The sequence below is a fragment of the Streptomyces sp. URMC 129 genome (genome assembly GCF_051386415.1).
In the GTDB taxonomy this organism is placed as follows: Bacteria; Actinomycetota; Actinomycetes; order Streptomycetales; family Streptomycetaceae; genus Streptomyces.
On the sequence record NZ_JBPQTQ010000027.1, the window covers coordinates 39654 to 50774 of the forward strand.

Annotated in this window: 11 protein-coding genes; 6 read left to right on the forward strand and 5 right to left on the reverse strand. The window is 73.5% G+C overall.

Annotated elements, in window-relative coordinates:
- Positions 1-19: 19 nt before the first annotated feature.
- On the forward strand, positions 20-358 hold the full coding sequence (locus ACSNOC_RS08380; protein WP_436746644.1) for a hypothetical protein: 339 nt from the start codon (positions 20-22) through the stop codon (positions 356-358).
- On the opposite strand, the gene ACSNOC_RS08385 is transcribed toward ACSNOC_RS08380, so the two are convergent.
- Positions 355-1227 (reverse strand): oxidoreductase, encoded by an 873-nt coding sequence (locus tag ACSNOC_RS08385; RefSeq protein WP_436746645.1) that lies wholly within the window; start codon positions 1225-1227, stop codon positions 355-357. The genes ACSNOC_RS08380 and ACSNOC_RS08385 overlap by 4 nt on opposite strands.
- A 159-nt stretch (positions 1228-1386) precedes the next feature.
- On the opposite strand from ACSNOC_RS08385, the gene ACSNOC_RS08390 reads away from it, so the two are divergent.
- Positions 1387-2292 (forward strand): helix-turn-helix transcriptional regulator, encoded by a 906-nt coding sequence (locus ACSNOC_RS08390; protein ID WP_436746646.1) that lies wholly within the window; start codon positions 1387-1389, stop codon positions 2290-2292.
- Here ACSNOC_RS08390 and ACSNOC_RS08395 read toward each other — a convergent pair.
- The 4 genes from ACSNOC_RS08395 to ACSNOC_RS08410 form a co-directional block, all read right to left on the reverse strand.
- Positions 2277-2627: a DoxX family protein gene (locus tag ACSNOC_RS08395; RefSeq protein WP_436746647.1), complete on the reverse strand. Its 351-nt coding sequence runs from the start codon at positions 2625-2627 to the stop codon at positions 2277-2279. The genes ACSNOC_RS08390 and ACSNOC_RS08395 overlap by 16 nt on opposite strands.
- Positions 2624-4051 (reverse strand): xylulokinase, encoded by a 1428-nt coding sequence (locus tag ACSNOC_RS08400; protein ID WP_436746648.1) that lies wholly within the window; start codon positions 4049-4051, stop codon positions 2624-2626. The genes ACSNOC_RS08395 and ACSNOC_RS08400 overlap by 4 nt, the downstream gene beginning before the upstream one ends.
- Positions 4052-4198: 147 nt before the next feature.
- Entirely contained in the window at positions 4199-5416 is a 1218-nt protein-coding gene (locus tag ACSNOC_RS08405) for a cation:proton antiporter (protein WP_436746655.1), read from the reverse strand.
- A 61-nt stretch (positions 5417-5477) separates the two neighbouring features.
- Entirely contained in the window at positions 5478-5957 is a 480-nt protein-coding gene (locus ACSNOC_RS08410) for a cation:proton antiporter regulatory subunit (RefSeq protein WP_436746649.1), read from the reverse strand.
- A gap of 619 nt (positions 5958-6576) precedes the next feature.
- Here ACSNOC_RS08410 and ACSNOC_RS08415 point away from each other — a divergent pair.
- The 4 genes from ACSNOC_RS08415 to ACSNOC_RS08430 form a co-directional block, all read left to right on the forward strand.
- Positions 6577-7062, forward strand: coding sequence for an SRPBCC family protein (locus ACSNOC_RS08415; protein WP_436746650.1), 486 nt, complete (start codon positions 6577-6579; stop codon positions 7060-7062).
- A gap of 72 nt (positions 7063-7134) precedes the next feature.
- On the forward strand, positions 7135-7794 hold the full coding sequence (locus ACSNOC_RS08420; RefSeq protein WP_436746651.1) for an acetoacetate decarboxylase family protein: 660 nt from the start codon (positions 7135-7137) through the stop codon (positions 7792-7794).
- 129 nt (positions 7795-7923) lie between these two features.
- Entirely contained in the window at positions 7924-9144 is a 1221-nt protein-coding gene (locus tag ACSNOC_RS08425; protein ID WP_436746652.1) for an ROK family protein, read from the forward strand.
- A 368-nt stretch (positions 9145-9512) separates the two neighbouring features.
- A partial coding sequence (locus tag ACSNOC_RS08430) for an alpha,alpha-phosphotrehalase (protein WP_436746653.1) occupies positions 9513-11121 on the forward strand: 1609 nt, incomplete at its 3' end.

Below are 11121 nucleotides of genomic sequence, written 5' to 3' on the forward strand. Positions count from 1 at the left end.
GTCCGGCACAATGCCGCACATGATGAGCGAGGAGTACTACGCCCACACCACCGAGCGGCCCGTCCGCTATGTCCAGGTGGCCAACGACGACGGTGTCCTCGGCTATCTGTGGATCTCGGACGCCGACGACGCCGCCGGGTACCGGCCGCGGGAGGCCGGCGGGGACGAGGCGTACCACGCCGGGGTCTCCTGGGCCCGGCACCTGCGCGCGTGCAAGGCGCGCGGGCTGACCCCGTCGCAGGCCCTGATCGAGCTGACCGTGCACGCGGGCGGCAGGCGCATCGGCCATGTGGTGCCCGGTTCCGAGGCCGACGCGCCCAGCCTGGCGGTGCTGCGGGAGCAGGCCGCCGCCGACTAGAAGGTGATTGCCGCGCCCGTGCCCAGGTGCTCCGTGGCGTCCAGATCGGCGGCGACGGCCGCGAGCTTGCCGCGGATCGCGCCGAACGCGTCGTCGCCCAGGGCCAGGCGCAGCGGCGGGTTCGGCAGGTCGAGGGCGGCGAGCAGGGCCGCGGCGGCCTTGTCCGGGTCGCCGGGCTGCTTGCCGTGGCCCGCGTCCAGCGCGTCGCGCACCGCGCCGACCGTCGCGTCGTAGTCGGAGATCGACCGGGCCGTCTGCAGCGCCCCGTTGAACTCGGTGCGGAACGCGCCCGGTTCGACGATCAGCACCCTAATGCCCAGCGGTGCCGTCTCCGCCGCCAGCGCCTCGCTGGCCTGCTCCAGGGCGCCCTTCGCCGCGCAGTAGGTGCCGACACCGGCGAACGCCAGCAGCCCGCCCATGCTGGTCAGTTGCACGATGGTGCCGCTGCGGCGGCGGCGCATGGACGGCAGGACGAGCCGCGTCAGCCGCATCGCGCCGAAGAACATGACCTCCATCGCGTACCGGAGTTCGTCCTCGCCGGTCTCCTCCACGGCGCCGACCGTGCCGAACCCGGCGTTGTTGACGAGGACGTCGATCGGCCCGTGGGTCCGCTCCGCCGTGTCGACCGCCTGCCGGCACTGCTCGGGGTCGGTGACGTCGAGCCGGACGACGGTGAGCCGGTCCGGGTGTCCGGCGGCCAGGGCGGCCATGGTCTCCGGGCGGCGGACCGCCGCCACCACCACGTCGCCCGCCGCCAGCGCGGCCCGGGTGAAGGCGGCGCCGAATCCGCTGTTGGCACCCGTGATCAGCCAGCGGCGGGCGTCGGGGGCCGGGGCCGACGCGGGCGTCGGCGTGGGTGCTGCGTTCATGGTCCTCTTCCTCTTCCTCTTTCGCCTGCTCCGTCGGGCGCCCCCGGCGGGCCGCAACGACCATGCCCGGTGGGAGCCCGCCCGGCCCATGGCCCGAAGGTGGAACGACCGGCCGGTACCGCCTTGCGTCCGCGATCAACTCCGGCCTATAACGGCCAAATGGCCCTCGATCCGCGCTCTCCGCGACCGTTGCCCGCCGCACACGCCCTCGTCTCCGCGCCCGGCGCGCCGCGGCGGCTCCCCGGCGGCGAGCCGCTGCCGCCCGAGGACTACCGCCGGCTCTTCGGGGTGATGGAGGCGGTGGACCGGGCGCCCGACCTGCCCGCGTTCCGCGAACGGCTGCTGCGCGCGCTGGAGGAGTGGTTCGGGTACTCGACCATCGCCGTGCTGCACGGCCCGACGGTCGCCGCCGCGCTCTACGACGGGCGTGGCATCAAGAGCGGCTATTCCCGGGAGTTCCTCGCGGAGTACGCCGAGCGCTGGATCGCCGCCGACCCGTACATGTCGCCGCACGCCCACGACCTGCTCGCGGAGCGCGGCGTGGTCACCCTGCGCGAGCTGCACCCGGAGCTGGTGCCCACCCAACGCGCCTACGTGGAGCGGTTCCTGAAGCCGAACGGCATCCACGACAAGGTCGCGTTCCTCATCGACGCGGGAGCCGAGGGCGTCCTGTACGTCGGCGTCGTGGTCCGCGGCGCGCAGCAGGTGGCCGCGCGCGACGTCGCCGTGATGCGCGCCCTGCGCCGCCACTTGGAGCCGCTGGTGACCCGGCTGCTGGCGGACGACCGGGCCGCCGCCTCCGCCGCCGGCGAGCTGGGCCTGACGCCGCGCGAACGCGAGGTCGCCGGGCTGGCGGCGCAGGGGCTGACCAACCAGCAGATCGCGCAACGCCTGTTCGTCGGCGTCGGCACGGTGAAGAAGCACCTCACCCGGGTGCTGGCGAAGACGGGGGTCACGAGCCGGACGCAACTCGCCGTGCGCTGGCAGGCGTTCGACACGGCCCGCTCCGGGGCGGCGGCTCCGCCCGGGGCGGCTCCGCGCGCGGCGGTTCAGTCCGAGGCGTAGAGGGCCAGCACCACCCAGACCAGGGCGAGCGCGGCGATGTCCACGAGCACCAGCACCGCCGGGTCGTTGACCCGCAGGCGGCTGATGATCGCGCCGGTCATCAGGCCGGTGAGGCCGATGGCCGCGGCAAGGCCGACCAGGGGAACGGCCAGACCGGCCACCAGGCCGATCGCCCCGGCGCACTCGGCGATCCCGATCGCCGTCCACGCGGTGGGGGAGAGACCGAACCGGTCGCGTATGCGGCGCGATGCCGGATGTCTCAGGAGCTTTCCCCCGCCCGTGGCGAGGAAGAGGACGGCGAGTGCGGAGGCGAGTACGCCCAGGGCGGCGGTCATCTGTCGAAGGCTCCCGGATGGGTCTGGTCGCGGACTGCGGTGAACTGCCGGCGTACCGCCGTACCCACCGCGACCTCGTCGCCCGGGTCCAGGATCTCGCCGGGCGCCGACGGCCAGGGCGGCGGTGTGGTGTCGTCGAGCGTGCCGTCGGCCACGCCCTGCGCCCACGCCGCCTGCCGGGCGGCGCCGAGCGTGGTGTAGTCGGCGGGCGCGGGGATGACGACGCGGGCGCCGAGCAGCGCCGGTGCCAGCGCCTTGACGGCGGGCAGCCCGGCGGCCGGGCCCAGCAGGAAGACGCGCTCGATGCGCACCCCGCGCCCGCGCAGCACGTCGGCGGCGTCGGCCAGGCCGCACAGCATGCCCTCGAACGCCGCCCTGGCCAGGTGCTCCGGCTTCATGCTCTCGCGCCGCAGCCCGGCCAGCGTGCCGGCGGTGTGCGGGAGTTCCGGGGTGCGTTCGCCGGCCAGGTAGGGCAGGAACACCAGCCCGTGCGCGCCGGGCGTCGAGGCCAGGGCCAGCTCCGACAGACCGGCGAGGTCGCGCCCGAGCAGGTCGGCGGTGCCGCGCAGGACACGGGTGGCGTTGAGGGTCTGCACGACGGGCAGGTGGCGGCCGGTGGCGTCGGCGAGGCAGGTGATGGTGCCGCTGGGATCGGTCAGCGCCTCGTCGTGCACCGCGCACACCGAGCCGGAGGCGCCCAGGGAGACGACGGCGTCGCCCGGCCCGACGCCCAGGCCCAGGGCGGCGGCCATGGTCTCGCCGGTGCCGGCCGAGATGAGCAGGCCCTCGGGGGTGCGGCCGGCGGCCTCGGCCGGGCCGAGCACGTCGGGGAGGGCGACGGGGTGGCCGATGGCCAGCTCGGCCAGCTCGTAGCGCCACGCCTCCGCGACGGCCGACCAGTACCCGGTGCCGGAGGCGGCGCCGCGGTCGGTGGTCCAGCGGCTGGGGCGGCCCAGGAGCTGCCAGACCAGCCAGTCCTGCGCCTGGAGCACGGTGGTGGCGCGCTTGGCGGCCTCCGGCTCCTCGCGCATCAGGCGGCGGAGCTGCGCGACGGGCTGTCCCGGCTGCGGCACGGAGCCGACGGCCTCGGCCCACGCGGCCCGGCCGCCGAGCGCGTCCACCAGGCCGATCGCGGCGGCCTGCGCGCGGTCGTCGGCGGTGCCGGTCAGCGCCGGACGGACCGGGTGGCCGTCGGCGTCCAGGGCGACGACGCCCTGCGCCTGCGCGGTGACGCCGATCGCGGTGACCTCCTCCAGCACCCCCCCGTCCGCCGCCTCGCCGAGCGAGAGCAGCCATGCCTCGGGGGTTGCCTCCCCGGCGGGGTGCTCGGCGTGGCCGTGCCGGACGATCTGTCCGGTCTCCGCGTCGCACACGACGATGCGGCTGTAGGCGGCGGAGCTGTCGAGACCTGCGACCAATCCCATGAGGTCAGATGATGCCTCATTCTTTCGGACGAGCAGACCATAAGGTCACGGAATGACGATCCGCGATCGACACGGTGACGCCGTGACGCCCTGACGCCGCGACACTGTGATGCCGTGGCGGTGCGGCGGGGCCGCCCCGGACCCGTCTCAGGCGCCGGACTCCGCCGCCCGCACCTCGCCGACGATCTCCGCCGCGGCCGTCCGCCGTGACCTGCGGCGCTCCCGCAGCCGCCGCGCGACCGGCTCGGTCCAGCGGGTCGCGAACGGGCCCAGGATCACCAGGATCAGCACATACGCGGTGGCCACCGGGGCGATCCTGGGCTCGGTGGCCGAGGCCAGCCCCGCTATCACGATGGAGAACTCGCCGCGCGCCACCAGCGCGCCGCCCGCCCGGAACCGGCCGCGCGGACCGATCCCGGCCCGCCGCGCCGCGTACCAGCCGGTGGCGATCTTCGTGGCCGCCGTGACGACGGCCAGCGCCAGCGCGGGCACCAGCACCGGCGGGATCGCGCTCGGGTCGGTGGACAGGCCGAAGAAGACGAAGAACACCGCGGCGAACAGGTCGCGCAGCGGCGTGAACAGCCGCCGCGTGTTGTGCGCGACCTCGCCGGAGAGCGCGATGCCGACCAGGAACGCCCCGACCGCCGCGGACACCTGGAGCCGCTGCGCCACCCCGGCCACCAGGAGGGTCAGCCCGAGCACCACCAGCAGCAGCATCTCGGGGTTGTCCGAGGAGACCGCCTTGCTGATCACGCGGCCGTGCCGGAGCGCCACGAAGAGCGCGACCCCGGCCGTGCCCAGCGCGATCGCCAGGGTCAGGCTGCCGCTGGCCAGGCCCACCCCGGCCAGCACCGTGGACAGCACGGGCAGGTAGACGGCCATGGTGAGGTCCTCGATCACGAGGACGCCGAGGACGACCGGCGTCTCGCGGTTCCCGAGCCGGTTCAGATCGGTGAGGACCTTGGCGATCACCCCGGACGACGAGATGTAGGTGACACCGGCCAGCGCCAGCGCCCCGACCGGGCCCCAGCCCAGCAGCAGCGCGGCGACCGCGCCCGGCACGGCGTTGAGCACCAGGTCGACGATGCCCGAGGGGTACTGCGTCTTGAGGCTGTCCACCAGCTCGGTCGCCGTGTACTCCAGGCCGAGCATGAGCAGCAGCAGGATGACGCCTATCTCGGCGCCGACCTCGATGAAGTCCTCGGTCGTGGACAGCGGAACGATTCCGCCGTGGCCGAAGGCGAGCCCTATGAGCAGGTAGAGAGGGATGGGGGAGAGGCCGAGCCGTCCGGCCAGCCGTCCGACAAGGCCGAGGCCGAGCACGACGGCCCCGAGCTCGATCAGCATGGTCGTGGTGTCGTGCACGGTCACCGCGCCTTTCCGTTGGGCCCGTGGCGATGCGGGTCGTGTGGGGGGCGGGCGCGGCTCACGAGCCGGCGATGATGTCGGCCAGGTCGTCGACGCCCTCCCGGGTGCCGACGACCAGCAGCGTGTCACCTGCCTCAAGGCGGTAGTCGGGGCCCGGCGACGGGTGCGCTCCGGTCCTGCGGAGCACGGCGACGATCGAGGCCCCGGTCCGGGTACGGGCCTTGGTGTCGCCCATGGGACGGCCGCGGTAGGGGGAGTCCGGGCCGATGGGGATCCGCTCGGTCACCAGGTTGAGGTCGAACTCGGTGCCCGGCAGCGCCACTTCCGTACGGTCCGGGGCGATGATCGAGGCGAGCCGCGCGGCCTCCTCCGCCTCCAGGGGAACGGTGCCCTGGCAGGCGTCGGGGTCGTCGGGGTCGTAGAAGCCGAGGAAACGGCGGCCGTCCTCGTGGACCACCACCGAGATGTGCCGGCCGTCCTTGGTCGCGATGTCGTACTGGGTGCCGACGCCCGGGAGCGGGGTGCGTCGCGTCACCATGAGAACCCTCCTCCGACAGTGGTCCCGGCGTGTGTGCGCGTGTGGGGAACGCGGCGTGATCCGGGATCTTGTTCCATTCTCGCACGTCGCGCACACACCATCGCGAAGAATCCGCTGCAAAGGGACGGCTGCGAAGGAGCCTTTGCGAAGGCCCCCGGCGGTCCGGGGCGACCGCCATGACCGACCCGGCCACCGACTCCGCCCCCGCCTCGGCGCCGCCGGTTTCGTCGAGGCGGACACCGGGCGCGGTAACGCCCGCGAGCGCTGGTGGCGTTCGGCGCGCCGGACGGCCCGGCCCGGCGACCCGGATCCGCTTGCGCGTGAGCCGGAGGCGGCCCTGGGGTACGTGCGCTCGGTCGCCGCGGCGGGCGCACCGCGGGGCCGGCAGGCGCCGGACGGAGTGGAGACGATGCCGGGGCCGGGCGGGTGGTCATGACGGGCGTACCGCCGCTCCGGGGGCCGGTCCGTCGGACGCGTACGGGCGGTGGCCGACGGGGTGACGTCCCGGACGAGGAGGCGCCGGGGCTTGCTCACGACGTGCGTGACGTGGCACGCGCCCGTTGCCCGGCGGGTCGCGCTGGGGTAAGCAGCCAGTCATAGTCCACAGGGAGGTTGACCCGTGCCGTCCAAGAGCCCTGTCGCCATCGGTCAGGTGACCGTCCACGCCACCCCCGCCGAGGCCTACCGTGTCGTCAGCGACCCGCTGCTCATGGTCACCTTCGCCGAAGAGGCCGTCGAGGCCCGCTGGTTGCGCGGTGCCACCCACGCCGCCGTGGGCGCCCGCTTCCGGGGGGTGAACCGCAACGGACGCCGCCGCTGGTCCACCACGTGCACCATCACGGACGCCACCCGCAACCGCCGGTTCGCGTTCGACGTGCACGCGTTCCGCATCCCCGTCTCGCGCTGGCAGTACGACATCGACCCCGGTCCGGACGGCACCGGTTGCACCATCACCGAGACCAACTGGATCCGTCTCCCGGTGTGGTTCGCCCCCCTCACGCGCCTCCTCACCGGGGTCTCGGACCGGGCCGGGGCCAACAACGCGCACATCGAGGCCACTCTGGACCGTCTCAAGGCCCATCTGGAGTCGCGGCAACCGGCGTGACCGGCGTGGGCCGGGTGGCGCACCGGTACGCGGACCGGACCGTGGTGCCCGTTCCCTGATTACAGTCGGTACATGAGCCACTATCCACCGGCGCCCTGGCGGTTGCGGGGCGACATGTACGTCTCTGTCTGGCGGCTGCCCGTCCGGTCCCTCCCGGATTGGGAACTTCCGCCGGGCGTACGGCCGTTGACGGTGCGCGGGCGGTGTCTGCTGACGACCTTCTGGGTGGACTACCGGCCCGGCGGCGTGCTGGAGTACCGCGAGTTCCTCGTCTCCCTCCTCGTCCGCCGCGGGCGCGGCATCGCGTCCACCGCCGTGGCCGTCTGGGTGGACGACGGGCGGTCCCTGGCGGGCGGGCGCGAACTGTGGGGCATTCCCAAGGAGTTGGGCGAGTTCACCTTCGGGGCGGAGACCGGGGCCGGGGCCCCGTTCACGGCCGGGCTGGTCACCGGCCCCGGCGAGACCGTCACCACGGTCTACCGGGACCGGCTCCGCCTGCCCCGCGTCCCGCTGCCGGTGCGCGCCCGGCTGGTGCAGCGGAAGGCCGACGGCAGCGTCTGCGAGGTGCCGCTGCGTCTCTCGGGCGCCATGGCCGTGGGCCGCGAACGGCTGCGCGCCCCGGGCGCCGGTCCGCTGGCGTTCCTGGCCGGGCGCCGCCCGGACGTCACGGTCGCCGTGCGGGACTTCCGCTTCCTGGTGGGGGAGGCGGTCAGCGCGGCTCCCCAGGGGTGAGAAGAGGGAGGGGAGAGGCGCCGCAGAGGCTTTCGTGTCTGAAGAAAGTAACCGGGCCGACTGTCCTCTCCCGCGCGTAATGGGCAAGGAAATCCCTGGGCACCAGGGCCGCGACCTACACTTCCCCGTATGACAGCAGGTCCGGCACCGAGCAGCCCCGTGCCCACGCTCTTCCACCGCGTGGCGGCGGGGCCGGAGCCGACCGGGGTGGTCGCGGGTGACACCAGGGCGGCGATCTTCGCCGAGGTCCTCACGGCCGGACCCGCGTCGCGCACCGAGCTGGCCCGGCGCCTCGGTCTCTCCCAGTCCACGGTCACCCGGGCGGTCAACCCGCTCATCGAGACCGGGTACTTGAAGGAGATCGGCGCGCGCAGCTCCGGCGGCGGCCGACCGCAGCGGATCCTCGCCGTCGCCCGCGACCGGCATCTGGTGGTCGGGGTCAAGCTGGCCCCCAACAGCGTCACGGCGGTGCTCACCGACCTGGAGGCCACCGTCGTCGCCAGGAGCCGGCTGCCCGTGGCGGCCGGAGCCGCGCCCGGGGACGTCATGGCGCTCGCCGCGCAGGCCGTCGGCTATCTCCTCGCCGCGGAGGACCGTGCGGAGGAGCGCGTGCTCGGTGTCGGCGTGGGCCTGGGCGGCCACGTGGACGCGGGCGCGGGCCGCTGTGTGCGGTCCGGGATCATGGGCTGGGGCGACGTGGACGTCGCCGGGCCGCTGTCCGCGGCCCTCGGCCTGCCGGTCGTGGTGAACAACGATGCCAACGCCCTGCTGGTCGCCGAGCGCTGGTTCGGCGCCGGCCGGGACTGCCAGTCGCTCGCCGTGGTCACGGTGGGCGCGGGCATCGGCTGCGGACTGCTGCTGGCCGGTGGCCTGTTCACCGGCTCCTCCGGCCTGGCCGGCGAACTCGGCCATGTGCCGGTCCAGCCCGACGGAGCCCTCTGCTCGTGCGGCAACCGCGGCTGTCTGGAGGCGATGGCCTCGGACGCGGCCGTCCTGGCGGCCGTCTCCGGTGCCTCGGACGTGCCGTGCGCCTCGATCGCGGACGCCGTGACCCGGGCCGGGGCCGGGGACGACGCGGCGCGGGCCGCGTTCTCCGTGATGGGGCAGGCCCTGGGCCGCGCGCTCGCGACCCTGTGCAACCTGGTCAACCCGGAGAAGATCGTGCTGACGGGCGAGAGCGTCCGCGCCTACGAGTTCTTCGGCCCGTCCTGCCGGGAGGCGCTGGCGGCCCACGGCTTCTCCACCGCCGCGGCCGACTGCGAACTGGTGACGCACGTGGCCGACGACGACCTGTGGGCGCGCGGCGCGGCCTGCCTGGCGATCAGGGAAGCCGTGCAGGCCACGCGCTGAGCCCCGGCGCCGCGTGTCGCTCGTCGCGGCGCTTTGTTGTCCTTGTCAAGGAAGCCTCCCCCGCGCCGACCCCGAGAGGTGCGCGCGACCGGCGCCGTGACGTGTGCCGTGCTGCATCCGGCCGGGTGTCCGTCCACCTCCGGGCTCTCTGCGCCCCTCTTCCTCCCGGAATGCCCCGATATGAGGCATGCGCGTTTCCCGTCAACCCGGGGTTGTGTTTCGCAGGGGTTGACCCCAAGAAACTTCCACCGTACAAATAAGTGCGCCTCGCGCCGGAGTCAGGTGGCGCGACGCAAGAGAAGTGCCGATGCCGTACGCCGCACGTCCGTACGCCGCCTGTCGGCACACGAGCGATACGAGGTTCTCCCGTGCCCCCAGTTCGCGCGACCGCCGTCGAGCCGTGGTGGAAGTCCGCCGTCGTCTACCAGATCTATCCGCGCAGCTTCGCCGACTCGAACGGGGACGGCGTCGGGGATCTCCGGGGGATCACGGGCCGGCTGGACTATCTGGCCGAGCTGGGGGTGGACGCGCTGTGGCTGTCGCCGGTGTATCCGTCGCCGCAGGACGACAACGGATACGACATCAGCGATTACCAGGACATCGATCCGGTGTTCGGCACGCTGAAGGACTTCGACGAGCTGCTGGCGGCGGTCCACGACCGGGGCATGCGGCTGGTGATGGACCTGGTGGTCAACCACACCTCCGATGAGCACCCCTGGTTCGTCCAGTCGCGCGACGGCGGCCGGAACGGGCCCAGGCGCGACTGGTACTGGTGGCGCCCGGCCCGCGAGGGCATGGAACCGGGCACCCCCGGCGCCGAACCCACCAACTGGGAGTCGATCTTCTCCGGTCCGGCCTGGGAGTTCGACGAGGCGTCCGGGGAGTACTACCTGCACCTGTTCTCCCGCAAGCAGCCCGACCTCAACTGGGAGAACCCGCAGGTCCGTCAGGCCGTCCACGCGATGATGCGCTGGTGGCTGGACCGGGGCGTCGACGGCTTCCGCATGGACGTCATCAACCTCGTCTCCAAGGACCCGGCCCTGCACGACGGGCACGTCCGGCCCGGCAGCAAGTACGGGGACGGCAGCCCCTCCTATGTCTGCGGCCCCCGCATTCACGAGTTCCTGGCGGAGATGCACCGCGAGGTCTTCGCCGACCGCCCCGGACGCCTGCTGACGGTGGGCGAGATGCCCGGCGTCACCGTGGAGGAAGCCCGGCTCTTCACCGATCCGGCCCGCGCCGAGGTGGACATGGTCTTCCAGTTCGAACACGTCAACCTCGACTCGGGCCCCGGCGGGAAGTTCGACCCCCGCCCACTGCGCCTGACCGACCTCAAGGCCAGCCTCGGCCGCTGGCAGACCGGCCTCAACGACACCGGCTGGAACAGCCTGTACTGGAACAACCACGACCAGCCCCGCGTCGTCTCCCGCTACGGCGACGACAGCCCCGCACACCGCACCCGCTCCGCCACCCTCCTCGCCACCGTCCTCCACCTCCACCGCGGCACGCCCTACATCTACCAGGGCGAAGAACTCGGCATGACCAACTACCCCTTCCGCACCCTCGACGACTTCCGCGACATCGAATCCCTCAACCACTACGCCGAAGCCACCACCGCCGGCGAAGACCCCGAACGCGTCCTGGAAGCCCTACGCGCCCGCAGCCGCGACAACGCCCGCACCCCCATGCAGTGGAACACCACCCGGCACGCCGGATTCACCACCGGAACCCCCTGGATCCCCGTCCACCCCGACCACCACCACAACAACGCCGAAACCCAGCGGGCCGACCCCCACTCCGTCTTCCACCACTACCGCCGCCTGATCCACCTGCGCCACACCGAACCCGCCATCGCCCACGGCGACTTCCACATGCTCGCCCCCGACCACGAACACCTCTACGCCTTCACCCGCCACCACCAGGACACCGCCACCGAACTCCTCGTCCTGGCCAACTTCAGCAGCCACCCCCTCCCCC

Bases quoted from the DNA above. Each gene is read 5' to 3' on its own strand.
- ACSNOC_RS08385 (WP_436746645.1), bottom strand. From the start codon at position 1,227: ATGAACGCAGCACCCACGCCGACGCCCGCGTCGGCCCCGGCCCCCGAC.
- ACSNOC_RS08400 (WP_436746648.1), bottom strand. From the start codon at position 4,051: ATGGGATTGGTCGCAGGTCTCGACAGCTCCGCCGCCTACAGCCGCATC.
- ACSNOC_RS08380 (WP_436746644.1), top strand. From the start codon at position 20: ATGATGAGCGAGGAGTACTACGCCCACACCACCGAGCGGCCCGTCCGC.
- ACSNOC_RS08420 (WP_436746651.1), top strand. From the start codon at position 7,135: ATGAGCCACTATCCACCGGCGCCCTGGCGGTTGCGGGGCGACATGTAC.
- ACSNOC_RS08390 (WP_436746646.1), top strand. From the start codon at position 1,387: ATGGCCCTCGATCCGCGCTCTCCGCGACCGTTGCCCGCCGCACACGCC.
- ACSNOC_RS08395 (WP_436746647.1), bottom strand. From the start codon at position 2,627: ATGACCGCCGCCCTGGGCGTACTCGCCTCCGCACTCGCCGTCCTCTTC.
- ACSNOC_RS08425 (WP_436746652.1), top strand. From the start codon at position 7,924: ATGACAGCAGGTCCGGCACCGAGCAGCCCCGTGCCCACGCTCTTCCAC.
- ACSNOC_RS08410 (WP_436746649.1), bottom strand. From the start codon at position 5,957: ATGGTGACGCGACGCACCCCGCTCCCGGGCGTCGGCACCCAGTACGAC.